23 protein-coding genes, 1 pseudogene and 1 riboswitch are annotated in these 26,044 nt (G+C 57.3%); of the genes and pseudogenes, 10 read left to right on the top strand and 14 right to left on the bottom strand.

Translation table 11 applies throughout. The features are described 5' to 3' along the window. Positions 1-231: 231 nt before the first annotated feature. Positions 232-777: an RNA pyrophosphohydrolase gene (locus CAI21_RS02345; RefSeq protein WP_116300826.1), complete on the bottom strand. Its 546-nt coding sequence runs from the start codon at positions 775-777 to the stop codon at positions 232-234. Between the two features lie 218 nt (positions 778-995). Between CAI21_RS02345 and CAI21_RS02340 the strand changes: the two genes are divergently transcribed. Genes CAI21_RS02340 through CAI21_RS02330 form a run of 3 tightly spaced genes read left to right on the top strand, consistent with a single transcriptional unit; the run spans position 996 to position 2,763 of the window. Beyond that, a complete protein-coding gene (locus CAI21_RS02340; RefSeq protein WP_116300783.1) occupies positions 996-1,676 on the top strand; it encodes a histidinol-phosphatase in 681 nt (226 codons plus the stop codon). Positions 1,677-1,694: 18 nt separating this feature from the next. After that, on the top strand, positions 1,695-2,048 hold the full coding sequence (locus CAI21_RS02335; protein WP_116300782.1) for a CidA/LrgA family protein: 354 nt from the start codon (positions 1,695-1,697) through the stop codon (positions 2,046-2,048). Beyond that, positions 2,041-2,763 carry an LrgB family protein gene (locus tag CAI21_RS02330; protein WP_116300781.1) on the top strand — a complete coding sequence of 241 codons (723 nt, stop codon included), beginning with the start codon at positions 2,041-2,043 and terminating at the stop codon, positions 2,761-2,763. Before CAI21_RS02335 ends, CAI21_RS02330 begins: the two co-directional genes overlap by 8 nt. Before the next feature lie 9 nt (positions 2,764-2,772). Here CAI21_RS02330 and metE read toward each other — a convergent pair whose 3' ends face one another. After that, positions 2,773-5,061 (bottom strand): 5-methyltetrahydropteroyltriglutamate--homocysteine S-methyltransferase, encoded by a 2,289-nt coding sequence (gene metE / locus CAI21_RS02325; protein WP_116300780.1) that lies wholly within the window; start codon positions 5,059-5,061, stop codon positions 2,773-2,775. A 95-nt stretch (positions 5,062-5,156) separates the two neighbouring features. On the opposite strand from metE, the gene CAI21_RS02320 reads away from it, so the two are divergent. The 4 genes and pseudogenes from CAI21_RS02320 to CAI21_RS02305 all read left to right on the top strand — a co-directional run bounded on the left by CAI21_RS02320 (position 5,157) and on the right by CAI21_RS02305 (position 10,763). Next, complete coding sequence (locus CAI21_RS02320) at positions 5,157-6,077, top strand: LysR family transcriptional regulator (protein WP_116300779.1); 921 nt, start codon at positions 5,157-5,159, stop codon at positions 6,075-6,077. 85 nt (positions 6,078-6,162) lie between these two features. Beyond that, a riboswitch (cobalamin riboswitch) is annotated at positions 6,163-6,298 on the top strand. 128 nt (positions 6,299-6,426) lie between these two features. Next, the gene (locus tag CAI21_RS02315) at positions 6,427-9,210 is read left to right on the top strand and encodes a ribonucleoside-diphosphate reductase subunit alpha (RefSeq protein WP_116300778.1); all 2,784 of its coding nucleotides are present in this window, start codon (positions 6,427-6,429) and stop codon (positions 9,208-9,210) included. A gap of 39 nt (positions 9,211-9,249) precedes the next feature. Next, positions 9,250-10,340, top strand: a pseudogene (locus tag CAI21_RS02310) (ribonucleotide-diphosphate reductase subunit beta). A 120-nt stretch (positions 10,341-10,460) separates the two neighbouring features. Then, positions 10,461-10,763, top strand: a complete 303-nt coding sequence (locus tag CAI21_RS02305) for a hypothetical protein (protein WP_116300777.1) — start codon at positions 10,461-10,463, stop codon at positions 10,761-10,763. A gap of 171 nt (positions 10,764-10,934) precedes the next feature. Here CAI21_RS02305 and CAI21_RS02300 read toward each other — a convergent pair whose 3' ends face one another. The 12 genes from CAI21_RS02300 to CAI21_RS02240 form a co-directional block, all read right to left on the bottom strand. Next, on the bottom strand, positions 10,935-11,333 hold the full coding sequence (locus tag CAI21_RS02300) for a phasin family protein (RefSeq protein WP_181919221.1): 399 nt from the start codon (positions 11,331-11,333) through the stop codon (positions 10,935-10,937). 127 nt (positions 11,334-11,460) lie between these two features. After that, entirely contained in the window at positions 11,461-11,814 is a 354-nt protein-coding gene (locus CAI21_RS02295) for a phasin family protein (protein ID WP_116300775.1), read from the bottom strand. Between the two features lie 114 nt (positions 11,815-11,928). Next, entirely contained in the window at positions 11,929-12,480 is a 552-nt protein-coding gene (locus CAI21_RS02290) for a cob(I)yrinic acid a,c-diamide adenosyltransferase (protein WP_116300774.1), read from the bottom strand. Between the two features lie 155 nt (positions 12,481-12,635). Further along, a complete protein-coding gene (locus CAI21_RS02285; RefSeq protein WP_116300773.1) occupies positions 12,636-12,923 on the bottom strand; it encodes a hypothetical protein in 288 nt (95 codons plus the stop codon). 234 nt (positions 12,924-13,157) lie between these two features. After that, a complete protein-coding gene (gene purD, locus CAI21_RS02280) occupies positions 13,158-14,450 on the bottom strand; it encodes a phosphoribosylamine--glycine ligase (protein WP_116300772.1) in 1,293 nt (430 codons plus the stop codon). Positions 14,451-14,504: 54 nt separating this feature from the next. After that, on the bottom strand, positions 14,505-16,082 hold the full coding sequence (purH, locus tag CAI21_RS02275) for a bifunctional phosphoribosylaminoimidazolecarboxamide formyltransferase/IMP cyclohydrolase (RefSeq protein WP_116300771.1): 1,578 nt from the start codon (positions 16,080-16,082) through the stop codon (positions 14,505-14,507). 256 nt (positions 16,083-16,338) lie between these two features. Next, positions 16,339-16,638, bottom strand: a complete 300-nt coding sequence (gene fis / locus CAI21_RS02270) for a DNA-binding transcriptional regulator Fis (protein WP_116300770.1) — start codon at positions 16,636-16,638, stop codon at positions 16,339-16,341. Between the two features lie 359 nt (positions 16,639-16,997). Continuing rightward, complete coding sequence (locus CAI21_RS02265; RefSeq protein ID WP_116300825.1) at positions 16,998-18,020, bottom strand: DUF3426 domain-containing protein; 1,023 nt, start codon at positions 18,018-18,020, stop codon at positions 16,998-17,000. A gap of 9 nt (positions 18,021-18,029) precedes the next feature. Further along, entirely contained in the window at positions 18,030-18,908 is an 879-nt protein-coding gene (gene prmA / locus CAI21_RS02260; protein ID WP_116300769.1) for a 50S ribosomal protein L11 methyltransferase, read from the bottom strand. Positions 18,909-19,666: 758 nt separating this feature from the next. Beyond that, entirely contained in the window at positions 19,667-20,215 is a 549-nt protein-coding gene (gene ppa, locus CAI21_RS02250) for an inorganic diphosphatase (RefSeq protein WP_116300767.1), read from the bottom strand. 159 nt (positions 20,216-20,374) lie between these two features. Continuing rightward, on the bottom strand, positions 20,375-21,637 hold the full coding sequence (locus CAI21_RS02245) for a 6-phosphofructokinase (protein WP_116300766.1): 1,263 nt from the start codon (positions 21,635-21,637) through the stop codon (positions 20,375-20,377). A gap of 163 nt (positions 21,638-21,800) precedes the next feature. Continuing rightward, positions 21,801-23,030, bottom strand: coding sequence for an SAM-dependent methyltransferase (locus CAI21_RS02240; RefSeq protein WP_116300765.1), 1,230 nt, complete (start codon positions 23,028-23,030; stop codon positions 21,801-21,803). Between the two features lie 431 nt (positions 23,031-23,461). On the opposite strand from CAI21_RS02240, the gene mpl reads away from it, so the two are divergent. From mpl to CAI21_RS02225, 3 genes are read left to right on the top strand one after another with little or no spacing between them, the layout of a single operon-like run. Beyond that, positions 23,462-24,844, top strand: a complete 1,383-nt coding sequence (mpl, locus tag CAI21_RS02235; RefSeq protein ID WP_116300764.1) for a UDP-N-acetylmuramate:L-alanyl-gamma-D-glutamyl-meso-diaminopimelate ligase — start codon at positions 23,462-23,464, stop codon at positions 24,842-24,844. After that, positions 24,841-25,473: a flavin prenyltransferase UbiX gene (locus tag CAI21_RS02230; protein ID WP_116300763.1), complete on the top strand. Its 633-nt coding sequence runs from the start codon at positions 24,841-24,843 to the stop codon at positions 25,471-25,473. Before mpl ends, CAI21_RS02230 begins: the two co-directional genes overlap by 4 nt. Further along, positions 25,473-26,042, top strand: coding sequence for an LON peptidase substrate-binding domain-containing protein (locus CAI21_RS02225; protein WP_116300762.1), 570 nt, complete (start codon positions 25,473-25,475; stop codon positions 26,040-26,042). The genes CAI21_RS02230 and CAI21_RS02225 overlap by 1 nt, the downstream gene beginning before the upstream one ends. The last annotated feature ends 2 nt before the right edge of the window (positions 26,043-26,044 follow it).

Below are 26,044 nucleotides of genomic sequence, written 5' to 3'. Positions count from 1 at the left end.
TCCGATTAATCGCGCTAGGCACCTTTCGGCGAGCGACCCTTGCTTAGCCGCTCGCCCATCACAAATGGCGCTTAGACGCTCATTAAGTTCTTTATTCGATATGCGGATGGACACCGCGCCTTCCTTGAAATTTTGCGCATCGATGGAGCCACTGAAGGCCCCATTCTCAGCCATCCGCCCGCGATTACAACGCTAAGAATTTCCTTATCGATGGATAGCGCAGCCCACTCGCTACCGCACAGTCGGCCGTCGCCGCGACGAGCCTCGACGACGGTAAGCATTCTGCGGCCTTGCCGGCACGCCACGGGGAAAAAGCAGAGGTGCAAGTTCGCTTAACGCACGGTCGTACACCGCACGTTTAAAAAAAACAACTTCGGACAAAGGATGCCAGTAATCCACCCAACACCAATGGTCGAACTCAGGCTCCCCGGATGCATTCAGCTGGACATCCTCTTCCGCACCGACGAAGCGCAACATGAACCAGACCTGCTTTTGGCCGATACAGACAGGATTGCGATTATGCCGAATCAAATGTTCGGGCAAGCGGTACCGTAACCACCCCTGGGTGAACCCCATCACTTCGACATGGTCGGCTCGCAGGCCAACTTCTTCCGCCAGCTCCCGATAAAGCGCTTCTTCCGGGCTCTCGTTCCTCTTAATGCCGCCTTGAGGAAACTGCCAGGCATTTTGGCCAATACGACGCCCCCAGAAGAGCTGCCGCTTCCGGTTCGTCAGAATAATGCCAACATTAGGACGAAAGCCGTCGGAATCAATCACTTGCAGGCCTTGCCATTGTAACCGCGCTATACAGGTATTGTTCCACAATGCGTTCCATCGCCGCAAACGCCAAGCGGTAGACAAGCCTTTCCAGTTGGGCTGATGCCACCACTTCGCTAGAATCTCTTACCATCGAAACACGTTTACGACTGTAAAAACAGTCGTTTTCACATGCCGTACGAATTGTATACTCAGCCCCTCTTTAAGGAGAATCCGGTTTGGCGCTTGCCATCTTCGACCTGGACAACACCCTCATTGCCGGCGACAGCGACTTTCTCTGGGGCCGGCATTTGGTTGAGCGGGGGCTTGTCGACGCCAACGACTACGAAGTATCCAGTAAACAATTCTACCAGGATTACTTGGATGGAACGCTGGATATCTACACATTTCTTGAGTTTTCTCTGCAACCTTTGCGCCAGCACCCGCCTGAGCGTCTTCTTGAGATTCGGCGCGAATTCATCGCACAAAAGATTCTCCCTTTGATGCTACCGGCGGCCAAATCGCTACTGGAGCATCATCGTGCTCAAGGCGATACGCTCTTGATCATCACAGCGACTAATCGTTTTGTCACCGAACCGATTGCGCAGCTGTTGGAGATCGAGCATTTGCTGGCAAGCGAGCCGGAACAGATTAACGGGCGCTACACCGGCCGGGCGACCGGCATCCCTACGTTCCAGCACGGTAAAGTTCAGGCGCTGGAGGCGTGGCTGAAGCAACACGGAGGAAACCTGGAGGGTAGCTGGTTCTATAGCGATTCTCGCAACGATATTCCCTTACTAGAACGGGTCAGCAACCCCGTTGCGGTGGACCCCGACATGGTGCTTAAAGCTTATGCCGAACGTAACGGGTGGCCTATTATCAGCCTGCGCGACGGCGACAGAGCACAGCCGAGAAACTAATACCACGTAGGCTCATCGATGCTGGCCGGAATTATAACGCTACTGATATGCCAACTTGCCGGCGAGCTTCTCGCTCGTTTGCTAAACCTTCCTATTCCTGGCCCCGTTCTAGGCTTGGTCATACTGCTGACGATACTACTGATACGCGGCGAAGTCCCGGCCGGCATACGTACCGTTGCGGAAACGTTACTACGCTACTTGGCTTTGCTTTTCGTTCCCGCCGGTGTGGGGCTGATGGTTTATGGCGATCTAATACGCGCCGACTGGCAAATAATGGCGATCGTCCTCGTCGTGAGCACCGCACTAACGATGCTCGCCACCGCACTTACATTCCGCTATTTACTGCGGCGGGCTCAACGAAACGATGATTGATTCGGCACTCGACTTCTGGCTTTGGCTACAGGACGGCCCGCTACTCGGCATCCTGCTTACGGTGCTGGCTTATCAGCTTGGGCTCTGGATCAATCGGTGCGCTGGCGGCACGCCCGTGTTGCACCCGGTAATAATTGCTATCGCACTCCTGATCGGGCTACTTCTGCTTGCCGATATACCCTACCGCGATTATTTTGCCGGCGCGCAGTTCATCCACTTTCTGCTCGGCCCGGCAACCGTGGCCTTAGCCGTTCCGCTATTCGATCACAAAGAGCAGATTCGGCGCTTGGCCTTGCCGTTATTGGTTGCTTGCACGGTTGGCGTCGTCACCGCAGTCGGCTCTACGCTACTACTTGCGTGGCTGCTCGGCGCCCGCGTCGAAACGATGCTTTCGCTGGCGCCGAAGTCGGTCACCACCCCGATTGCTATCGGGATCAGCGAACAAATCGGTGGCATTCCAAGCGTGGCGGCCGGCATGGTACTCATCGCCGGCGCCATCGGCTGCATTCTCGGCCCGATATTGTTCCGCCTGTTTAAAATCCGCGAACATGAAGTACAAGGCTTCACCATGGGCTTGGCCGCGCATGGTTTTGGCACCGCACAATCTTTTGGTATCAGCCACCAGGCCGGCGCCTTCGCCGGCCTGGCGCTGGGAATGGCGGGTTTATTAACCGCCTTTTTGCTTCCCTTGCTGGTCCGCCTTTTGGGCCTTTGACGTGCGAGTTCAGGCAGCGCCGGAAACGGCTCGCTCTCTCATCAGACGCGCCGCTTCGACCATATTCGCCAGAGACGCTTCGACTTCCGGCCAGGCTCGCGTCTTTAATCCGCAATCGGGATTAACCCATAACCGCTCGGGCGCAACTCGCTCGGCGGCCAACTGTAAACGTTCGACCATTTCTTCTACCGAAGGCACTCGCGGCGAGTGGATGTCGTAGATACCCGGCCCGATTTCGTTGGGGTAATCGAAATCGACGAACGCGTGCAATAACTCCATCGCCGAACGAGCGGTTTCGATCGTGATCACGTCGGCATCCATGGCTGCAATATGCTCGACGATGTCGTTAAACTCCGAATAGCACATGTGAGTGTGCACCTGCGCATCGGGCGTCGCGCCCGCCGCAGCAAGCCGGAAGGACTCCACCGCCCAGTTGAGGTAATGCGCCCGCGCCGACTCTCGCAACGGCAAACCTTCGCGGAAAGCCGGCTCGTCGATCTGAATGACCTTAACCCCGACACGCTCCAGGTCCGCCACCTCGTCGCGCAACGCGAGCGCCACTTGGCGCGCGGTTTCTTCCCGGGGTTGGTCGTCCCGCACAAAGGACCATTGCAGAATGGTGACAGGCCCGGTCAACATCCCTTTCACCGGTTTATCGGTCAGCGATTGGGCGTACTCTGCCCACTGCACCGTCATCGGTTGCGGACGATTCACATCGCCGAAGATGATCGGCGGTTTCACGCAGCGGGAACCGTAGCTCTGCACCCAACCGTTGCGAGTCACCACGCAGCCTTCTAACAGTTCGCCAAAATACTCCACCATGTCATTGCGTTCCGGCTCGCCATGGACCAAGACATCCAGGCCGAGTTCTTCCTGGCGCCGTATGGCGATTTCTATCTCGGCCCGCATCCGCGCCTGATATTCCTCGTCGCTGATCCGTTGCTGCCGCCAGTCGGCACGTGCCTGACGGATCGCCTGAGTCTGAGGAAAAGAACCAATGGTCGTGGTGGGAAATAGCGGCAGGCTCAGACTACTGCGTTGACGCACCGCCCGATCGTTATAAGCGACACCGCGCTTGGCAGCATCCTGCGGAACCGCGGCCAAACGTGCCCGAACCGAAGGGTCATGACAGCGCGCGGAATGCCGCCGCCCCTCTACCGCCGCCTGACTCTCGGCTAAGGCAGAAGCGACGCTGGCACGCCCCTCATCGAGCGCCCTCCGCAACACGTCCAGCTCGTTTAGCTTCTGCGCCGCAAAAGACAACCAACTGCGCAATTCAGGGTCAAGCCCGGTTTCTGCTGCCAGATCGACCGGGCAATGCAATAAGGAGCAGGACGGTGCCAGCCATAAGCGCTCGCCCAACCGCGAGGCAACCGGCTCTAAAGTGTCCAGGCAAGCCTGTAGGTCAGTACGCCAGACATTACGCCCATCGATCACACCGGCCGAGAGCACTTTATACGGCGGCAATTGGTCCAACACCCGAACCAGCTGTTCCGGGGCACGCACCAAATCGACATGCAAACCCGCCACAGGCAAACGCGCCGCCGTGGCAAGATTCCCTTCTAAACCGCCGAAATAGGTGGCCAGCAAGAGATTAATGCCCGGTGTTTGCAATCGGTTGTAGGCATACTCGAAAGCATTCTGCCAAGCTTCGTCCAAGTCGGTTGCCAAGATAGGCTCATCCAGCTGAACCCACTCGACCCCTTGCGACTGCAAGCGCTGCAGAATCTCGCCGTAGACCGAGAGCAAACCGTCCAGCAGCGTAAGTTTATCGCCCCCTTCCAGCTTACTAAGCCACAAAAAACTCAGCGGCCCCACCAGCACCGGCTTAGGACTCAGGCCCAGCGCCGTGCATTCGGCAACTTGGTCGAACAAAGCGTCGCTGGACACGACAAATTGCTGCCCCGGCGCCAGTTCAGGTACGAGATAATGATAATTGGTGTCGAACCACTTGGTCAGTTCGCAAGCGGCTACGTCTTTTCCGCTCGGCGCACGACCCCGCGCCATGCGGAAGTATGTGTCGAGCGAAACAGGGCCGCCGGCGTGCTCGAACCGCTCCGGCACGACGCCGAGCAGGCAGGACATGTCGAGCACATGGTCGTACCAAGAGAAATCGCCTACCGAGATAAGATCGAGGCCCGCCTCGGCTTGCTGCCGCCAATGCTTCTCGCGCAGCGCTTTTCCAACCGCAAGCAACGCGGCCTGATCGCTATCTCCGCGCCAATAGGCTTCTAAGGCCTTTTTCAATTCCCGTTGCGCACCAATACGAGGGAAACCCAGATTATGAACCTTACTCATGCCGCCTCCTTCTTGTTCAGCAATGGCATGAAGTGTGAGGCCCGGGTTATGATGAAACAATTTACAGTTTCTCAATGATTACTTGAGCGAAATTCATGTTCCTAGAACTCCGCCATCTGAAAAGCCTACAAGCAATCCGCGAAGCGGGCAGTCTCGCCGCGGCCGCCGATCGCTTACATCTGACGCAGTCGGCGCTCTCGCACCAAATCAAATCGCTAGAAAACTACTTCGACACCATGTTGTTCTTCCGCAAGACCCGCCCCTTGCGTTTCACCCCTGCCGGCGAGCGACTGCTCACGCTTGCCGACGAGGTTCTGCCTCGGGTCGAAACCCTTGAGCACAACCTGCGCCGCATGGGTGCCGGCGAGCGTGGCCGACTCCATGTTGCCTTGGAATGCCATAGTTGCTTTGACTGGTTGCTACCGACATTGAATCGCTACCGTGGCCAGTGGCCGGACGTGGAGCTGGATCTGTCCATGGGCTTTAGCTTCCACCCCTTGCCCGCACTCTATCGCGGCGATATCGATGCCGTGATCACCTCCGATCCCGAGGAAGACTTCGGCGGCGTCAGCTATAGCCCTTTGTTCCGCTACGAGGTATTGCTCGCCGTCCCGCACCAACACCGGCTCGCCGAGGGCGGCTCGATTACGCCGCAAGACTTGAGCGACGAAACCCTCCTGACCTATCCAGTTTGCCGCAGTCGGCTGGATGTGTTCAGCCGTTTCTTAACACCTGCCGGCGTAGAGCCGGCGCAAGTACGCTCTGCGGAACTGACGGTGATGCTGCTGCAACTGGTGGCCAGCGGCCGCGGAGTCGCCGCCCTGCCCAATTGGGCCTTACACGAAGCGATGGATCCAGCCCAAGTGAAAACCCTCGCCTTGGGCGAGGAAGGCCTTTGGAGCACACTCTACGTGGCCGTTCGGGAAGAGGATCGTAATAAGCCTTACATCGACGCATTCATCGAGCAGGCAAAAGCCACCTCGATCAATACCTTGAAAGGAATTCAGGCGCTATAGCAACCGTCGCACCCACTTACCTGGCCGGCGCCGATGCCATTACAAGCACAACAAGCGGTTGTTGATCCCGACCGTCACATACCATATATTGTGTAGCGCCTTAAATGAGGCCCAACCCATAGGGCCTCGGGAGGGGAATCCGGTGAGAGTCCGGAACTGTCGCGCAACGGTGTGACGGCGTCGTCCGTCGAGTCCGAGTACCTCCAAGGCCCTGGCCGGAATCTTCGCGTCAAAGGTTCCCGGCGGCAGAACCCTGCCCACCAGCTGCGCCTGCCTTGCTGGTCGGGATTCGTTCTCCCTCCGGTTTCCAACGCGGCGATTCCCCGCACGTAGTTGTTCGGAGGAATCTATGCTCGCAGTTAATGTTCAGGAATCGAACACGTCCCTTGCGGTCGGACTTCGCGTCGTACGCCGGGACGGCAGCGTCACCGACTTCGATCCGAATAAAATTCGGGTGGCGACGACCAAAGCCTTTCTCGCCGTAGAAGGCGACTCGGCCACCGGGTCACAGCGTATTCACGAGCTGGTCGATACGCTCACCGAGCAGGTCGTTGCCGCGCTCAGCCGGCGCCAACCGGCCAATGGCAGCATCCACATTGAGGATATCCAAGACCAGGTGGAGCTTGCCTTGATGCGCGGCGAGCATCACAAGGTCGCCCGCGCCTATGTGCTTTACCGCGCCGAGCGGGCACGCGAACGAGCAGCGGCGCAACCGCAGAAGCAGGCCGAACCACAGATCCACGTTACGTTAGACGACGGCAGTCGCAAAGCCCTGGATGTTCGCGCGTTAGCGCAAGCGGTCCACGAAGCCTGCGCGGGACTGGACGACGTCGAGCCACGGCTTATTGTTGAAGACACCCTCCGCAATCTCTATGACGGCGTACCGGAAAAAGAGCTGGGGCAGGCACTCATTATGTGCGCCCGCCCCTTGATCGAACGGGAACCCAACTACAGCGAAGTATGCGCCCGTCTACTGCTGCGCGAGCTGCGTAGCGAAGCGCTGGGCTTTGTATTTAACGAGCACCGTGCCGCCTCGCAGGCGGAGATGGAAGCAGCCTACACCGATTATTTTCAAGCCTATATTCGCTGTGGCGTTGACCTTGAGCTGCTCGATCCGCGCTTGCTGGAATTCGACCTGGAACGTTTGGGACAAGCGCTGGACGGCAAGCGCGATCTGCAATTCGGCTACCTCGGCTTACAAACGCTATACGACCGCTATTTTCAGCATTGGGAAGACACCCGCTTCGAGCTGCCGCAAGCCTTTTTCATGCGGGTTGCCATGGGCCTGGCGCTGAACGAAATCGACCGCGAAGCGCGGGCAGTGGAATTCTATGAGCTGCTCTCGTCGTTCGATTTTATGAGCTCGACGCCGACCCTGTTCAACGCCGGTACCCTACGCCCACAACTTTCCAGTTGCTACCTGACCACCGTACCGGACGACCTGTCCGGTATCTACGGCAGTATTCGGGATAACGCGCTGCTCTCGAAATTCGCCGGCGGCCTGGGCAACGACTGGACCCGAGTCCGCGCCTTGGGTGCCCATATCAAGGGCACAAACGGCAAGTCTCAAGGTGTGGTGCCGTTTCTAAAAGTCGCTAACGACACTGCCGTGGCGGTCAACCAAGGCGGCAAACGCAAGGGCGCGGTATGCGCTTATCTGGAAACCTGGCATCTCGACATCGAAGAATTTCTTGAGTTGCGCAAGAACACCGGCGACGACCGCCGCCGCACCCACGATATGAACACGGCGAACTGGATTCCCGACCTGTTCATGGAACGCGTGCGCGACGAAGCCGAATGGACACTGTTCTCGCCGGAAGAAGCACCGGAACTGCACGACCTCTACGGCAAGGCCTTTGCCGAGAAGTACCGTGAGTACGAAGCGCTGGCAGATGCCGGCAAGATTCGCAACTTCAAGCGGGTCGGCGCTGTCGACCTATGGCGAAAAATGCTCGGACTGCTGTTCGAAACCGGCCATCCCTGGTTGACCTTCAAAGACCCCTGCAACCTTCGCTCGCCGCAGCAACACTGCGGTGTGGTGCACTCGTCGAACCTGTGCACCGAGATCACGCTGAACACGTCCGATCAGGAAATCGCGGTCTGTAACCTGGGTTCGGTTAATCTCGTCCGACACTTGACTGACGACGGCCTGGACCAGGACAAGCTCGCGCGCACCGTGCGCACCGCGATGCGCATGCTGGATAATGTCATCGACATCAACTACTACAGCGTACCGGCCTCGCGTAACGCCAACCTGCGCCATCGACCGGTCGGGCTCGGCATCATGGGCTTTCAAGACGCTTTATATGCTTTAGGCATTGCCTATGGTTCGGAGCAAGCGGTGGCTTTCGCCGATCGCTCGATGGAATTAGTCAGCTATCACGCAATCTGGGCTTCGACCGAACTTGCCGAAGAGCGGGGTGCCTACTCCACCTTCCAAGGCTCGCTCTGGAGCCAGGGCATCTTACCGCTGGATTCGCTTGAGCTGCTGGCCGATAGCCGAGGCGGCGCTTTGGAATTGGACCGTTCCGCCACGCTGGATTGGGACAGCTTACGGGAACGGGTCCGGCGCGGCATGCGCAACTCGAACTGCTTGGCAATCGCACCCACGGCAACCATCGCCAATATTACCGGAGTGTCGCAGAGTATCGAGCCGACGTATCAAAACCTTTACGTCAAATCCAACCTGTCCGGCGAGTTCACTATCGTCAACCCTGCCCTGGCCCGCGAACTCAAGGCACTGGGCCTATGGGACGAAGTCATGGTGAACGACCTTAAATACTACGACGGTTCCGTGCAGCCTATCGAGCGCATTCCCGCCGACTTGAAAGCGCGCTACCGCCAGGCCTTCGAACTCGACCCGCGCTGGCTGGTCGAGGCCGCCGCCCGGCGGCAGAAATGGCTGGATCAGTCGCAGTCGCTGAATCTGTACATGAGCGAGCCGTCCGGACCGAAACTCGACGCCCTCTATCGATTGGCCTGGGAGCGCGGCCTGAAAACCACTTATTACCTCCGCACGATGGGCCGCACGCACGTGGAGAAGAGCACCGTCACCGACGGTCAGCTCAATGCCGTACCGATGGCGCCCCAGGCCTGTAGCATCGACGATCCCGATTGCGAAGCCTGCCAGTAACGTCAGCGGTCATCGCCCCCAAATACGGAGTACTTAATCATGTTGAGCTGGAACAACGGCAACACCTCAGTAGAAAGCGGCGGAGCGACCGGGCTTGAGCAAGTCGAGCGCGGTGCCGGCCGAATTCAAGTTGACGATAAGCGCATCATTAACTGTCGCGCGGACCTCAATCAACTCGTGCCCTTCAAGTACCAATGGGCCTGGGAGAAGTATTTAGCCGGCTCGGCAAATCACTGGATGCCGCAGGAAATCGCCATGGGGCGCGACATCGAACTCTGGAAGAGCGCGGATGGCCTGACGGAGGACGAGCGCGTTATTGTCAAACGCAGCCTGGGCTTTTTCTCCACCGCCGACTCGCTGGTTGCTAATAATCTGGTACTGGCGGTCTATCGCCATATCACCAACCCGGAATGCCGCCAATATCTACTCCGGCAGGCGTTTGAAGAAGCGGTGCACACCCACGCCTATCAATATGTCATCGAGTCGCTGGGCCTCGACGAGGCGGAAATCTTCAACATGTATCGGGAGGTACCTTCGGTCGCCGCCAAGGCGGAATGGGCACTGCCGTACACCCAGAGCCTGGGCGACCCGCAGTTCCGTACCGGCACACCGGAGTCCGATCAGCGCTTGTTGCGCGACCTGATTGCCTTCTACGTCGTCTTCGAAGGTATTTTCTTTTATACCGGCTTCGCTCAAGTGCTCTCCATGGGGCGGCGAAACAAGATGACGGGAACCGCGGAGCAATTCCAATACATTCTGCGAGACGAGTCGATGCACTTAAACTTCGGCATCGACATCATCAATCAGATCAAGTTGGAAAACCCCCACCTGTGGACGGACGCATTCCAAGCCGAGGCACGCAAGATCATTCTGGAAGGTATGGAACTCGAAGTCGCGTACGCGCGCGACACGATGCCGCGCGGCGTATTAGGGTTAAACGCCGAGCGGATGGAAGAATACCTTAGGTTCATTACCAACCGCCGTTTGCAACAGATCGGGTTGACCGAAGCCTTCGCTGGAGCAGGCAACCCCTTCCCCTGGATGAGCGAGATTATCGACTTGAAAAAGAAAAGAATTTCTTTGAGACTCGCGTCACCGAATACCAGACCGGCGGTGCACTGAGCTGGTAAAAATAAAGAGGAAATTCAGCCCGCCTTGTGCCATGCTGAGAGATGGGCCGCAGGTAGAGACCTGCGGCTCGTCGACCAACAGCGTCGACTTTCCTTGGACTTTAACAAGGGATGAACGCGATGAGCAGACACTATGACAAGGCTATGGCCAAGCTCACGAGTAAGGAGAAAGAAGCCATCTTAGAGCGGGGTCTGCGCCGCGCTCTGGAGGACGGCCTCCGCCAGCTCAGCGAAGCCGAAGAGAACCCCGCCCCAGACTTACACCAGCAGCTAACCGGCTGCCGGGACCCCAGAGACGCGCTCTCGCAGGTTCTCAGCGATGCCTGCCGTCTTCGCCACGTAGAGGCAGAAAAACAAGCCTTACAACAACGCCTGCAGATGCTGGAAGCGCGCCTGGACGGTGAACGTCGCGCGGTCGGATAACCAATAAAAGCGACGCCACGACGAAGACCCGCCACTTGGCGGGTCTCTTTCGATATGAACACAAAAAAGCCCTCAGAGAGGGCTTTCTTTTCTTAATACGTTGACCTTTATCTTCGAATCCGCGAACGGCTCAGCCGTTCGATACTCGCCCGGACCCGGAGCGGTCTTAGCTTAAGCCGACTTGCGGGAGGCCTTAGTCGAGGCCGGCTTAGTCGTCGGCTGGGCAACCGGATGCAAGACCGTCACATTCTCTTGAGCAAACTTCTGTAGTTCTTCGCCGAAGTTTTTGCTCAGATTCGTTAGCGTATTAGCATCGTCGGCTAGCTTTTTGCTCAGTGTCTCTGCAACTTTCGTTTGATTGCTGAGATACTCCTGAAAGCCTTGTGCACTACTGATATCGCATGAAGCGCGTAACTGCTGAAACCCAAGGCTGCTATAGGCCCGAACGGCCTCTAGTTGAAACTGGGTCAGCTTTTCGATGTTGTCGAGTAGCAAGCCGTTAAGTTTACGTGCGGGAGCAAGTAGTTCGGCAAACTGCGCGTGGGTCCGGTCTAGCACATCTTGAAACATAAAGTGTCCTCCGCTTCCAGTCCGTTTATTTTGACTGATGTCTTTTTTGAGCTGCTGCATTGCAGCATAGCAAAGGCTTTGTTGCACCGCAATAACTATATCGGTAGATAGCGATTATTCTTGGTCGCTACCCTTTCGCTTGGCTCCAGTGGCTCATGCTTTCTTTGGCGAGCTTTTCCAGTTCAATGGCAATCTGCTCGCCAAGTGCGAGGAGCGACTTGGCATCTTCGTTGAACCGTCGGCTCAATGTCTTAGCCGTCTTGTTCTGCTGTCGGAGGTAGGATTGGAAGCTTTCGGGGTCTCTCACCTCTGTCGCTCGACGTACTTGATCCCAACCTAATTCGGCATAGTCGCGGGCGGACGCAAATTGCCGTTTAGTCATTTCTCCAACCTGCTCCAGCCAAACCTTATTAAGGTGCTCTGCCGGTTGTAAGAATTGCTTTATCGACGTTTGATAGGGAGAGAAGGGTACTTGGTACATAGCGAACCTCCTTGTCGCTTGATGGGCCTGTTGCTATTTGTATCGCCGCATTGGACAGCGACTATTAAAGCCTGCTATACAGCATAGCAGGCGCTATGCTGCGCCGCAACAGAGCTACATCGGTCGCGGCTGCCAGAGCACTTCTTGATTTCCCCCGCTACGGGCCGCGTAGCGGGCGGCAACGAAGAGCAAATCGGATAAGCGATTGAGATAACGCAAACTTTCCGGATTAATGCCGCTGTCGCGCTTGTTTAATGCCACCAGTACACGTTCGGCTCTGCGACAAGTGGCGCGGGCAATATGGCAATAGGCCGCTGCCGGCGTTCCGCCGGGTAGGACGAACTCCTTCAATGGCGGCAGTTCTTCGTTTAGCGCGTCCAAGCCTTGTTCGAGTTGTGTGATGTCTTCCGAGCGTGTCGCGCTGTATTCAGGCATCGACAGCTCAGCCCCAATATCGAATAAACGGTGTTGAATGGGGCTTAATATCTCCCCGAGCGGCGACGGAAGAGGGTGACTCAAAGCAAGCCCGAGAGCGCTATTGAGTTCATCGACAGCGCCCATGCATTCAACGCGGAGATCGTCTTTGCCGACACGGCTGCCATCGGCCAAGCCGGTTGTACCTTTATCGCCAGTGCGGGTGTATATGCGGGATAGACGATTACCCATCGGTGAGTTCCTGTTTTGTTGAGTGAACGCATGCAATTCGCTTGCTGGGGAGAGTATCTTTAAGCTGCGGGCAACAAAAGGTTCATCGGGGCTCGGTGAGGCGGTTGCTTTGTTGGAGTTAGTTTAAAACTAATTCCAACAAAGCAACCGCAAACCTAATAAATATTCTTATCCAGCTCTGTGTTGCAATGCGGACACCGCTCAGGCACCCGACTTTCCCACACTAACGGCCAGCGGATAATGTCGCTCGCTACCGAGCGCTGACAAAACGGGCAGCGCATCGTGGCTCTAGCGCCGAGGCTAATACTAAGAATAAACAACGCCGCGGCCATCCCAACGCTTAGCGAGCGCAAAGCCACCGCGAGAGCGAGCACAAGCACGCCAACTGCATAAGCTAATAGTGCCCACTTCAGTTGATGCTTGAACATATCCTTCGCTTTCATATGCGTCTCACCTAGATAAGCCTTCAGATAGAAGATCTACCTGAACCATCGAGAAGCTGAGCGACATCCAACCCAGCAACGCGTCGCGCTCTCCGAGAAACCTTGGGGCCATTCTGGCATTTGTTGAGAGCCCATTGAAAACCGGCTACCGTCACAGGTATCCGAAAGACTAAAAAGCCGGCGTTTATGCCGGCTTTTTGTATAATGCGTCGTCCACAGAAAAGAACAAGCCGTTTATTCCGCCTGCTCCCTGGCTATCGCACGGTAACCGATGTCGGTTCGGTAAAACGCATCGTCCCAATCGATTTGCTTAACTAGCTCATAAGCATTGCGCTGCGCAACCGAAACCGTCGTTCCAAGCGCACAGACACACAAGACGCGCCCACCGCTGCTTACAACCTGGCCTTCCTCGTTCAAGGCCGTTCCGGCATGAAAAACCTTGCGATCCTCATACTCCCCTTGGGGCAAACCGCTAATGACTTGCCCTTTGCGGTAGGAGCCCGGATATCCACCCGCCGCCATTACGACGCCGACACTGGTCCGCGGGTCCCAGTCAACGCTAACTTTATGAAGCTGGCCGTCAACCGCCGCTTCGCATAGATCGATCAGATCCGTGCGCAAACGAAGCATAATGGGCTGGGTTTCAGGGTCGCCCATACGGCAGTTATACTCCAGCACCCGTGGCGTACCATCAGCGCCAATCATCAAACCGGCATACAGAAAGCCCGTATAACGGCGTCCGTCGGCAGCCATACCGCGCACAGTAGGCTCGACGATTTCACGCATCACTCTCTCGTGCAGCGCCGGGGTCAAAGCCGGCGCCGGCGAGTACGCGCCCATTCCACCCGTATTCGGGCCTTGGTCGCCGTTATCGCGCGCCTTATGGTCCTGGCTCGAAGCCAGCGGCAGAATATGCTCCCCATCGACCATGACGATGAAGCTGACTTCCTCGCCTTCCAGGAAGTCTTCAACCACAACCCTGGCACCGGCCTCGCCGAACGCATTGCCGGAAAGCATGTCTTCAGCCGCGACGATAGCCTCATCGATACTGCGTGCGACAACAACGCCTTTGCCAGCCGCTAAACCGTCCGCTTTCACGACGATAGGCGCACCCCGCTCGCGGATATAATCGCGAGCTTCGTCTAAGTCAGTGAATGTCCGATACTCTGCGGTCGGAATCTCGTGCCGCGACAGGAACTCTTTGGTAAATGCCTTCGAACCCTCCAGTTCGGCAGCAGCGCGCGAGGGGCCGAAACAACGGATACCTGCCTCCTGAAAGGCATCGACTACACCCGCTACCAGCGGAGCTTCCGGCCCGACGATGCAGAGATCCACTCCGTTGCTGCTAGCAAATCCGACCAAAGCCGGAATATCCTCAGCGCCGACTTGGATGTTATGCACTTTCGGCTCCAGCGCGGTACCGGCGTTACCCGGGGCTACATAGACCGACTCTACCCGCGCCGACTGGGCGGCCTTCCACGCAAGCGCGTGTTCTCGACCTCCTCCGCCGATAATGAGCACCTTCATCGCATTGCTCCCTAGTTCAGTAAAATCTGCCGCCGACATCGACGGACCGATGGCTTAATGACGGAAATGACGCATTCCGGTAAAGAGCATAGCCATGCCATGCTCGTCCGCCGCTGCGATTACTTCTTCATCCCTGACCGAACCTCCCGGTTGGATCACGGCCTTCACACCGGCTTCGCCAGCTTGATCAAGTCCGTCGCGGAAGGGGAAGAATGCATCGGAGGCCATCACCGAGCCGGCCACCGACAGACCTGCTTCAATGGCTTTGGTCGCAGCGATATGCGCGCTGAAAACCCGACTCATTTGGCCCGCTCCAATGCCAACGGTACGACCGCCGCCGGCATACACAATGGCGTTGGATTTAACAAATCGAACAACATTCCAAGCAAATAACAGGTCGTCGAGTTCGGCTTCGGTCGGCTTGCGGCGGGTAACTACTCTCAAGTTAGCCGGATCGATCGTGGCAATATCGCGCTGCTGCACTAAGAGGCCACCGTTGACGCGTTTGTAATCGAACGCCTCGTCGCGCTTGCGCTCCCAGTTGCCGCAGGCAAGCACTCGGACGTTAGGCTTGGTGGCAGTAACGGCCAACGCCTCATCGGTCACTTCCGGCGCGATGATCACTTCGACGAACTGTCGCTCGATAACGGCCTTGGCAGTGGCCGCGTCCAAAGGACTGTTGAATGCGATAATCCCGCCAAACGCCGAAGTCGGATCGGTCGCGAACGCGCCATCGTAAGCATCTTCCAAGCTAGCACCGATCGCGACGCCACAAGGATTGGCGTGTTTTACGATAACACAGGCCGGCTCGGAGAACGTTTTCACGCACTCAAGCGCCGCATCGGTGTCGGCAACATTGTTGAAAGACAAGGCTTTCCCCTGCAACTGCCGTGCAGTCGCGACAGAAGGCTCCTGCCATCCATGCTCCCGATAGAAAGCCGCAGCCTGATGAGGGTTCTCCCCGTAACGCATATCGGCCGCTTTAACCAGCTGAATATTATACGTATTCGGAAACCGCTCCCGCTCACCCTCCTGGCGGACGCTGCCAAGATAATTGGCAATCGCCCCATCGTAACGCGCGGTGTGCTCGAAAGCCTTTACCGCAAGCCGAAAGCGGGTTTCCCGTCTCAAGCCGCCTTGACTCGCCAATTCATCTGCAATTAACGGGTAATCCTCAACGTCCGTTACCACCGCTACGGCAGCGTGATTCTTCGCCGCCGAACGCACCATCGCCGGCCCACCGATGTCGATGTTCTCGATCGCGTCGGCCAACGTACACCCTTCGCGGGCGATAGTGGCTTCGAAGGGATAAAGATTGACGACGAGCAAGTCGATGGGTTGGATGTCATGCTCCACCATAACGTCGTCATCGAGACCGCGGCGCCCTAATAGGCCGCCATGCACTTTCGGGTGCAGCGTTTTGACACGTCCGGCCATCATCTCGGGAAAACCCGTGTAATCGGAAACTTCGACCACAGGCACACCATTGTCGCTCAGCAATTTAGCGGTACCGCCGGTAGATAGGATTTCTACATTTTGACGCTGCAGCGCCTGAGCGAACTCAACAATGCCGGTTTTATCGGAAACACTGATAAGCGCACGTTGAATGGGCCGTGAGTCTGAAGATGACATATGGCGGCTTCCCTTCGTTACAGTAGTATATGACTAATTAAAGGGCCGGCATTATAGCCGATTGCGCCCGCCTTTGGAGCGCTGCGGGATAGAAAGTATTAACGATCGAAATGACGTAAGCTCTATCGGTTTGAAATCGCACTGGGTCACGAAGCCGAGGTTAATCACTTTACGATCGATTTTATCCTCTGACGCTAGACCGATTCACCACCGAGCGATACGCTCGCACACGTCAGGGCAATGAAGATATCCGCACTCAGTCGTCGAGGTCGTACTGCTGTAGCTTTTTCCGCAATGTGCCGCGGTTAATACCCAAGACTTGAGCCGCTTTGGTCTGATTGCCGCCGCAATACTGCATAACGGCTTCCAGCATAGGGATCTCGACCTCCGCCAGCACTAAGCGGTACAAACCTTCGCAATCGTGGCCGTTAAGCTGCTCGAAGTACGTTGCCAAGGCGTCACTGACACACGCGCGGATCGGCCCTACGGCGGCGTTCGACTGCGAGTCGAGACGCACCGGAGATGAGACTTCTCTTGTCGTCGCTTGTTCTTCCATATCTCGTACGTGCTGGCAACCGGGTAGCCGTTAACGGCTGAAATAAAGACAAACGGGATGGCAGACACAACGCAATCGCCGCCTTGCCTCCCTCAGGTTCGTATCGTTTCGGCGCTGACCGCAAATAGCGCCACGGAGGGACATAAGACTCGGCCAAACCGAGCTGCTGTCTTGCTTGTCTCCGCCCCCTTTCGCTATCAAACGGCGCCACTATGCGCAGCGGGCGGACATAAAAATCCCATAGCACAGTCAGCCGGTTCGCGTTGCGCGGCAGATGATCATAACTCTAAAGCGCTGCCAGTTTAAAGAGGGTGACGAAAAACAACCCGATTATTAGCCGGCACAGTCGAGAAAGGAGATCACCGGAACCCGAACTCGAAATTCTCGCTACCGTTACCAGGGTCCTCAATCTCCAGCCGCACCGCCACCGTCGCTTGGGCAGGCATTCCCTCGGCTATAGCCGGCACCGCATCGGCGGCCAAATATTCCTCCGGCGCAAACCAGCGATAGCCTGTGCGTCGCCCGTTCGCATCGAACAATGTAAGGCCCAACTGGGGATAAGCCTGTTTAAAGCCCGCTTCATTGCGGAACCGGGCCTCGACCAATAAGGCTCCGCCCACCTCGGGATGAGGCGCGACTTGCCGGTGAACGATGCGAAAGCGGTCCGCAGCGCGCGGCAATGCCAGCTCACACCCCACCAGAGTGCACATCCGCTCCAACAGCGGCCTTAATTCGGTATGTCGCGCAAGGTCGTCGCGGGCAAAATAGGCGTATTGCAGGACCAAAGCAGCAATGAGCAGCAAGATCCCGCTCGCCCATAAAGCCGTACGCCCGGCGGGCTGAGCGTGCACAGCCGCCTTTTCGGCGGCCTCCAGCTCCGGCTCGAAGCGTAAATCCAACTCGGTAGAGAAGTCGGCCCGAGCCTCGCTTGCAATCGCATCCGCAGGTACTGCGTCGACCGCGCTCGGCGCTTGCGCTCCCCCTCTAGCAGGCGGATCTTCGTCGGCAACCGCACTCTCCCCCACCTCTACCGCATCGTTTAGCTCCGGCTCCAATGCAGGCAGCGGCTCGGCTTCGATATTAAGTTCCGGCAGCGCTCCGAGTTCAGGATCGTACCGTTCGGACTCGCTGCCCTCAGGGCCGACAAGCCCCTCCCCTGCCTCGTTAGCGTCCTTCGTTGGGGTTTCTACAACCGCTGTCGCCTCATGTTCGCGCGCGGGACTATATTCCGCGGCCAAACCCGGCGGCAAACGCTCGCACAAGGTGTCATGCGCATCGAAGGGACGATTGCACAGACAACAACGAACCTGCCCACCAGCGACGTCGAGCTGTCGCGGCGAGACACGAAACAGTGTCAGGCAATGGCTGCATTGCGTGTACATGCCGATACTTTAGCGTTTCACACCCTGTAAAAGCACCCAGCCGTCTTCCACTTCGGGCGCATTCAGATCAAACCAGGCTTTATAAACATGGCTAACGGCCTCAGCCTGTTCTTCCAATATCCCCGACAAGGCGAGCCTCCCGCCACTGCGGACCTTTGTTTCAATAACAGGCGCCAGCTCGATTAATGTCCCAGCCAATATATTAGCGACCACATAGTCCGCCTCGACCTCAGGCGCTGCCTCCGGCAAAAAAGTTTCGATGTACGGACTAACGCCGTTGCGCTCAGCGTTCTCGCCGGTCGCTAAGAGAGCCTGAGGGTCGTTATCGATAGCGACACAATGTTTTGCGCCAAGCAAGAGGGACGCGACCCCAAGAATACCGGAGCCGCAGCCAAAATCTATGACGTGAGCACCTTCTAAAGGCATACGGTCGAGCCAACGCAGGCATAACGCCGTAGTCGCATGCGTTCCGGTTCCGAACGCCAAGCCGGGGTCAAGGCGCAGGTTCACCGCTTCCGGTGCGGGTGGCGATACTGTCGTCGGGCAAACCCACAAGCGCTCTCCGAACCGCATCGGCTTGAAGTCATCCATCCAGGCGCGTTCCCAGCAGCGATCTCCCAACCGTTCAACGCTCCAGGCCTGCGGCGCTTTGCCGTCCAGCGCTTCCTGTACCGCAGCATGAACGAGGTCCGCGCTCATGTTTTCGTCGAATAGCGCCAGCAACCTAACCTCGCTCCACAGCGGATTTTCGCCTACGCCTGGCTCCAGCACAGGTTCCCCGCCCGGGTCTTCGAAGGTAATCGCCTGCGCGCCGAGTTCCTCCAACAAAGGCTCGATAAGGAGGGATGCTTGGGAATCGATCTGGAATGCGACTTGTAAGAAGCCCATGTATACGCCTGCCAAGCTGCCGAACAAAGCCAGTCGCAGCTAGCAGCGAAGCTGCACAGCACTGACCCCTTCAGTCGTTATTGTTGATGTTGTCGCGACGCCGCTCAGCTTTCTTGGCTAACAACAGCAGCAGCTTCCGCTCGCGTATAGAAGCGCCCGTTCCGCTCAAAGCCAGCCTCGATGGTCGGCTTGACGGCAACGACCCGGCCTGTCGGGTCGCGGGCTTCAACTAACTCGGTGGGCAAACCGTCCAGACAATGAAACGGTGCTAACGAACCATTTTGACTTCTGGAGAGGTATAACACCCCGGTTGCGCTATCACGAAAGGCCGGACGAAACCCTTGCCCGCTGTTACATTCACTGACTCCGCCAGTGGATGCATAACGCCGGTTTTCTCGGGCGAGTTGCCTCGTCGTCATGACCCTTGGCATACGACCTACCTCCAACCAGTGGCGGCATAGAATTCGTTCAGGCTGAGCGACGCTCACTCGGCCTTCCCTGGTACGACGCAAGATTGCCGGATTATCGGGGCTCTTCAACCCAATGTCCAGTAGTCCAAACGAACGTACTCCTCAAGATTGCAAAACAGGGAGAGACGACCGCTTGTATCTATAAGATTGCCTTGTGTCCGTGCCGAAAAATGGGGGTAAGTCACACATCGACCAACCCCCCAATGCAAGCCTCCTGTCCGGAGGCTAAAAGCTTAGCAGGACAGCGATCAGCAAAAGCCCCTGCTGGAGAAGCTTGCTCGGCGCCTACTAGAAATTAGGCTTTACAGCGGCGCTCTCATAACGTTCGACCGAGCTTTGAATTTCGGCTTTGGCCGCCTCAACGCCCTTCCAGCCTTCGATCTTCACCCATTTACCTTTCTCAAGGTCTTTATAGTGCTCGAAGAAGTGGCTGATTTGGTCCAGCACCAGGCGGGGCAGGTCGTCAATAGACTGAACGTCGTCGTACATCGTGGTCAGCTTACCGACCGGGACAGCTAGAATTTTGGCGTCGCCGCCGGATTCGTCCGTCATTTCCAACACACCGATCGGGCGGCAGCGGATCACAGAGCCCGTAATTACCGGCACGGGGGTGATGACCAAAACGTCGGCAGGGTCACCATCTTCGCACAGAGTGTGCGGAATGTAGCCGTAGTTGCACGGGTAGTGCATAGCCGTCGCCATAAAACGATCGACCATCATGGTGCCGGTGTCTTTATCGACCTCGTACTTGATCGGTTCGCCACGCAGCGGAATTTCGATGATGACGTTGATGTCGTCGGGAACGGCTTTGCCGGGCGTAACCTTTTCCAGGCTCATGGTGATCCTCCAGTGCTGAATCGAATTGCGAAAGAAGTGTGCCGGCTTGCGGTCTAGCAGACTACTAGGCAAACCGGATGGCGGGGCGGATTATAAAGCAAAATCACGACTTACGAGAGCCGGATGCATTCCGCCCCGCTAGCGATAAGCGCCCGAGCTTTATTTCATAGGGAACGGCGCCAGCTTCTTTGCGGCCATATGGCCTTCCAACCGCACGTACTCCGGCAATCCGTTTCGGTAAGGCGGGTAGTCTTCCCCTTGAATCAAAGGCTGCAAATAACGCCGACAAGCCTCGGTAATCCCCATACCATCCGGGCGAATATACTCGGCCGGAAGCTTGCGCTCGATATTGGCGACATCGCCGAGGTCGGCAACGCCAATCTCCCACCGATAAGGCTCATCGGAGGTGCGAACGATGGTGGGCATGACTGCGTTTCGCCCTTCCAGCGCCAATTTTAGCGCTGCACGCCCCAATGCGTAGGCTTGATCGACGTCCGTCTTCGACGCTATATGGCGCGCGGAGCGTTGCAGGTAATCGGCGATCGCATAATGGTACTTGTAGCCATGCGCGTCTTTAACCTTCTGCGCGATGACTTGAGCCACACCGCCCAACTGTTTATGCCCGAAAGCATCGACGCAGCCGAGGTCGGACAAGAATTGCCCTTGCTGGTTACGAACCCCCTCGGAGACGACAACGACACAATAGCCGTAGGTCTGAACGCATTCTTTGACCTGAGCGAGAAAGCGCTGCTCGTCCAAAGGCACTTCGGGTAATAAAATAATGTGCGGCGGGTCGCCCGCCTGTTCGCTCGCCAACCCGGCTGCGGCCGCAATCCAACCCGCATGGCGTCCCATGACTTCCAAAACGAAGACCTTCGTGGAGGTTTCCGCCATCGATGCGACATCAAGCCCCGCTTCGCGCGTCGAGACGGCCACATATTTGGCGACAGAGCCAAAACCAGGACAGCAGTCGGTAATCGGCAGGTCGTTATCGACAGTCTTGGGTATACCGATACAGGTAATGGGGTACCCCATCTTCTCGCCAAGCTGGGAAACCTTATGCGCGGTATCCTGGGAGTCGCCGCCACCGTTATAGAAGAAATAACCGATATTGTGCGCCTCGAACACCTCGATCAGCCGTTCGTACTGAGCCTTGTTTTCTTCCAACCCCTTCAATTTGTATCGGCAGGAGCCGAAAGCACCGGCCGGGGTATGCCGCAGAGCCGCAATCGCTGCATCGGATGCATGGGAGGTATCGATCAACTCTTCCTGTAAAGCGCCGATGATGCCGTTACGGCCGGCGTATACGGTTCCGATAACGTCCTTGTGTTCGCGCGCGGCCTCGATCAGCCCGCAGGCGCTTGCGTTGATAACGGCGGTCACGCCACCCGACTGTGCATAGAATGCGTTTTTAGTTGCCATAAAGAGTAGTACCCTAAGCCGATGCTGCCAACGGCGTGCAAGGATAGCGGAAATAGGGGGTCGGATGACACAGCTAATCGAGAACTTCTACAAAAAGCGCTTGCACCAGGCCATCCGTCGGCCACACAACCACCAGAAAGGCTCGCCGCTCACACCTTGCTTCTTAAACAACCCGCATTGTCGAGACAACGCTACCGCCATCCGCATCGCCACGAAGCGGCCGGTAGAGATAATCGCGAGTCGTTGGGACAGCCGTCAGCGCGTTACTTAATTGAAGCTGAAAGACCACTAGGTCGCGCCAGCGAAAAGAGGCTTCCGAACTGGCTAAGTAGAATTCCCACATGCGACAGAAACGTTCGCCTTTTTCCATCGCAATCCGATCCCGAACAAGCTGAAAGCGTTGCTGCCAGGCGGCAAGTGTACGCGCATAATGCAGCCGAAGCACCTCAATATCCGCCGTTATCAATCCGCTCTTTTCGACCGCCTCCATCGCTTCGGACATGGCAGGGATATAGCCGCCTGGAAAAATGTAGCGTCGAATCCAAGGGTTAGTTGTGGTCGGCGGGCTGGTTCGGCCGATGGTGTGGATCAACGCCACGCCATCGCTACGCATTAGCCCGTATACATGATCGAAATAGGTGCGGAAATACGGCGCTCCCACATGCTCGAACATCCCGACGCTAACAATCCGGTCGTACCGCCCGCTGTGCTCGCGATAGTCTTCCAAGCGGATTTCCACCTGCCCTTCCAGCCCCGCGCGCTGTACGCGCTCGCTGGCGACGCGATACTGCTCGCGAGAAAGCGTCAAGCCGGTTACACGCACGCCCGCCTCACGCGCGAGGAAAATTGCCAAGCCGCCCCATCCGCAACCGATATCCAATACTTTCATATCGTGCGATAACAGCAGTTTTCGCCGGATATGCTCGCACTTTGCCTGCTGCGCCGCTTCTAGCTCCATAGCGGCAGAGCGAAAATAAGCGCAGGAATACTGCATGTCCCGGTCGAGAAAATGGCGAAACAAAGACTCGTCTAAGTCATAATGCCGCGCAACGTTACGTCGGCTGGCGGCAAGACGGTTCCATTGCTGAATCGGTTTCAGCAATAGCTGCCACCAAGCGCGAGCTTTGGCATCACCAGCGGCGGGAAAGTTTTGCATAAGAACCTTTAGCAGCGGCAGCAAGCCCTGCTCGCCGGCGTCCCAGGCCCCATCCATATAAGTCTGGCCCAGCATAAATTCAGGATCGGCAGCAATTTTGGCAAGCGCTTTGGGATCGTGGAAACGCCATTCGGCCTGTGGCTCGCCATCGCCGAACTGGCGCTGCCGACCGTCAGGGAAGCTCAACAGCAACGAGCCCTTACGAATTTTTCCGGCAAGCAATCGCTCGATCTGCATCCCCACCTCCTTCTACCAGTCAACCGGATTCCGGCAAGCTTTCTTCAAACCGCCCTCTTGCGGAGCGCGAATGGGCTGTTGAGAATCGCATGAGGACAACGAGCCACACGATGGCGCCGCAGCACTTCGCCCAGAGGCGCCCCGTCCTTGTTCAGCGCTTCTTAACCTGAGGCAGAAGCAGCGCAAGAAAAAGCTTCCATGAGCGTTATTTCAGTGTTTACCAAGCCGCTTCCGATGCTTTCCTAAGTTAAGATAGCGCCACCTAAAGAGGATGCAATAGGATAAAAGACTCACCGGCACGCATCGAAATGCGCTAGCACGCACTGAAGTTTCGCAAAAAAAGTGGAAAATGTGGCCAACTGCCTGTCGGGGTTAGCGCGCTTATCGCCCCGCAGTTCGCGCAACGAAGACCGAGTTAGGACGCTTTTATTATGCACGTTCACATCTTAGGCATCTGCGGCACGTTTATGGGTGGCCTTGCGCTAATAGCCCGCGAGGCCGGCCACACGGTGACCGGCTCGGATCAAGGCATTTACCCTCCCATGAGCACCATGCTAGCCGAGCATGGCGTGGACTTGCATGAGGGTTACGGGCCGGAACCGTTAACTCCCTCTCCCGATTGCGTAATCGTCGGCAACGCTTTGCGCCGAGGCATACCGGCGGTCGAAGCCGTTCTCGACCGCGGCCTCGACTATCGCTCGGGGCCGCAATGGTTAGCCGAAGAGCTACTGCGGGACAAGTGGGTGCTAGCGGTCAGCGGCACGCACGGGAAAACAACCACCGCAAGTATTCTGGCCTGGATTTTAGAGTACGCCGGCATGCAGCCGGGCTTTTTAATCGGCGGTGTCCCGAGTAACTTTGGACGCTCGGCAAGGCTCGGCGGCAGCGACTTCTTTGTCATCGAAGCCGACGAATACGACTGCGCCTTCTTCGATAAGCGCTCAAAATTCGTCCATTTTCGCCCGCGGACGTTAGTCATTAACAATCTCGAGTTTGATCACGCCGATATCTTCCCCGATCTCGCCGCCATACAGCGCCAATTTCATCACTTGGTCAGAACCGTCCCCGGAAGCGGCCAAATCATCGCCAACGGCGACGAGAGCAATATCGACGCTGCATTAGCGCAAGGCGCCTGGACCCCGGTGCAACGTTTCGGTACAGGCGTTGATAACGATTGGCGAATTACCGAGTTAAGCGACGATGGCTGTGCCTTCACCATTCTTGGCGAAGGCCGGGAGCAGGGCCGCGTGGAGTGGAGCCAAGCCGGCATGCACAATGCGCATAACGCTCTTGCGGCACTCTTGGCTGCCCGCCATGTTGGCGTGCCTGTCGCGGTTGGTATCGAAGCGTTACGCGAATTCCGCGGCGTTAAACGTCGGCTGGAACTTCGCGGCGAAGCCGCGGGCGTTAAGGTGTTCGATGACTTCGCCCATCACCCGACGGCTATCAGCGCCACCGTTACGGCGTTGAGGGCGCGCGAACCTAGCGGCCGCATATTGGCCGTATTGGAGCCGCGCTCGAACACGATGCGGCTTGGGGTGCATAAGGACACTTTAAGCCACGCCTTGGTCGGCGCGGATCGTAGCTTTCTCTTTCAAGCTCCGGGCGTGGACTGGCAAATCGCCGATTCGGTTTCCGACCTGAAAGGCAGTGCGATCGTAAGCGCCGATTTGGAAGAACTGATTGGGGCGATTGCCAAGACGGCCCGGCCTGGGGACAGCGTGCTTGTGATGAGCAACGGCGCCTTCGGCGGTATTCATGAGCGCTTACTGGAGCAACTGGCACAATCGACCCCGGCAGAGGTCAGCTCATGAACGCCGCGCAGCTGCCTGTCACTCTTGCCTGGACCGGCGCATCCGGTGCCCAATATGGTATTCGACTGCTAGAGTGCCTGCTCGGCGCAGGCCGCCCGGTCAAGCTCCTCATATCCGATGCCGCTCGCGTTGTGATAAAGATGGAAACCGACCTGCGCTTACCTGCCCGCAACAAAGAAGCCGCGCGCGCACTCGCCACGCAGTTTGGTGCTTGCGAATCGCAATTACAGGTTTTTGGGGGAGCGGAATGGACAGCGTCCGTCGCCTCCGGTTCCGGCGCCCCCCGCAGGATGGTGGTCTGTCCTTGCACAACGGGCAGCTTAGCCGCGATCGCCATGGGGAGCAGCGACAATCTGATCGAGCGGGCTGCCGATGTGGTACTCAAGGAGCGCGGGCAACTGATATTGGTGCCTCGCGAGTCGCCCTTCTCCGAGATTCATTTGGAGAATATGCTCCGCCTCGCCCGCCTGGGCGCTGTCATTTTGCCGCCTAACCCCGGCTTTTATCACCGCCCTCAACGGGTGGAGGACTTGGTTGATTTCGTGGTCGCCCGCATTCTGGATCACTTAGAAGTACCCCATTCACTGCTGCCCCGCTGGGGGCACCCAGACGAGGAGCCGTCTGCTTAATGCAGATACCGCTATTCCCTCTTAATACCGTACTGTTTCCCGGCGGGCCGCTAAAGTTGCGGGTCTTCGAGCAGCGTTACCTGGAAATGGTCAGCAACTGTCTACGACAGGATAGCGAATTCGGCGTATGCTTGATCCGAGAGGGGGAAGAAGTCGGGCAAGCAGCCACTCCGCAAGCGATCGGCACCCTCGCCCGTATCGTCGATTGGGAAAAGCGCGACGACGGTTTGCTTGGCATCACCATCCTTGGAACGCGCCGCTTTCGCATATTACGCCGGGAAATCAAACCTTCGCAGTTAGCCGTTGCCGAGGTGGAAACGCTCGCCGAGCCGGAAACCGTTGCTCTGCCCGCCCAGCATCAGTCCTTAGTGGGCTTACTTAAGCGGATCCTGGAACAATTAGGCGAGCCTTACTCGCTCGTTCAAGCTCGCTATGAAGATGCGGTCTGGGTCGGCTACCGACTGGCCGAAATACTTCCGTTCCCGCTGGAGGCGAAACAAACGCTGCTAGAGCTGGACGACCCGCTCCAACGCTTGGAGCAGGTCGAGCGCTTGATCCATCGCGAATAGAA

The organism is Alkalilimnicola ehrlichii (assembly GCF_003399765.1).
Classification (GTDB): Bacteria; Pseudomonadota; Gammaproteobacteria; order Nitrococcales; family AK92; genus AK92.
The sequence above is the reverse complement of the archived record's forward strand: the minus strand, read 5'-3'. Positions and strand labels throughout refer to the sequence as shown.

Excerpts from the sequence above, each read along its gene's own strand:
- CAI21_RS02335 (WP_116300782.1), top strand. The coding sequence starts at position 1,695 with ATGCTGGCCGGAATTATAACGCTACTGATATGCCAACTTGCCGGCGAG.
- CAI21_RS02330 (WP_116300781.1), top strand. The coding sequence starts at position 2,041 with ATGATTGATTCGGCACTCGACTTCTGGCTTTGGCTACAGGACGGCCCG.
- metE (WP_116300780.1), bottom strand. The coding sequence starts at position 5,061 with ATGAGTAAGGTTCATAATCTGGGTTTCCCTCGTATTGGTGCGCAACGG.
- CAI21_RS02320 (WP_116300779.1), top strand. The coding sequence starts at position 5,157 with ATGTTCCTAGAACTCCGCCATCTGAAAAGCCTACAAGCAATCCGCGAA.
- CAI21_RS02315 (WP_116300778.1), top strand. The coding sequence starts at position 6,427 with ATGCTCGCAGTTAATGTTCAGGAATCGAACACGTCCCTTGCGGTCGGA.
- CAI21_RS02305 (WP_116300777.1), top strand. The coding sequence starts at position 10,461 with ATGAGCAGACACTATGACAAGGCTATGGCCAAGCTCACGAGTAAGGAG.
- CAI21_RS02300 (WP_181919221.1), bottom strand. The coding sequence starts at position 11,333 with ATGTTTCAAGATGTGCTAGACCGGACCCACGCGCAGTTTGCCGAACTA.
- CAI21_RS02295 (WP_116300775.1), bottom strand. The coding sequence starts at position 11,814 with ATGTACCAAGTACCCTTCTCTCCCTATCAAACGTCGATAAAGCAATTC.
- CAI21_RS02290 (WP_116300774.1), bottom strand. The coding sequence starts at position 12,480 with ATGGGTAATCGTCTATCCCGCATATACACCCGCACTGGCGATAAAGGT.
- CAI21_RS02285 (WP_116300773.1), bottom strand. The coding sequence starts at position 12,923 with ATGAAAGCGAAGGATATGTTCAAGCATCAACTGAAGTGGGCACTATTA.
- purD (WP_116300772.1), bottom strand. The coding sequence starts at position 14,450 with ATGAAGGTGCTCATTATCGGCGGAGGAGGTCGAGAACACGCGCTTGCG.
- purH (WP_116300771.1), bottom strand. The coding sequence starts at position 16,082 with ATGTCATCTTCAGACTCACGGCCCATTCAACGTGCGCTTATCAGTGTT.
- fis (WP_116300770.1), bottom strand. The coding sequence starts at position 16,638 with ATGGAAGAACAAGCGACGACAAGAGAAGTCTCATCTCCGGTGCGTCTC.
- CAI21_RS02265 (WP_116300825.1), bottom strand. The coding sequence starts at position 18,020 with ATGTACACGCAATGCAGCCATTGCCTGACACTGTTTCGTGTCTCGCCG.
- prmA (WP_116300769.1), bottom strand. The coding sequence starts at position 18,908 with ATGGGCTTCTTACAAGTCGCATTCCAGATCGATTCCCAAGCATCCCTC.
- ppa (WP_116300767.1), bottom strand. The coding sequence starts at position 20,215 with ATGAGCCTGGAAAAGGTTACGCCCGGCAAAGCCGTTCCCGACGACATC.
- CAI21_RS02245 (WP_116300766.1), bottom strand. The coding sequence starts at position 21,637 with ATGGCAACTAAAAACGCATTCTATGCACAGTCGGGTGGCGTGACCGCC.
- CAI21_RS02240 (WP_116300765.1), bottom strand. The coding sequence starts at position 23,030 with ATGCAGATCGAGCGATTGCTTGCCGGAAAAATTCGTAAGGGCTCGTTG.
- mpl (WP_116300764.1), top strand. The coding sequence starts at position 23,462 with ATGCACGTTCACATCTTAGGCATCTGCGGCACGTTTATGGGTGGCCTT.
- CAI21_RS02230 (WP_116300763.1), top strand. The coding sequence starts at position 24,841 with ATGAACGCCGCGCAGCTGCCTGTCACTCTTGCCTGGACCGGCGCATCC.
- CAI21_RS02225 (WP_116300762.1), top strand. The coding sequence starts at position 25,473 with ATGCAGATACCGCTATTCCCTCTTAATACCGTACTGTTTCCCGGCGGG.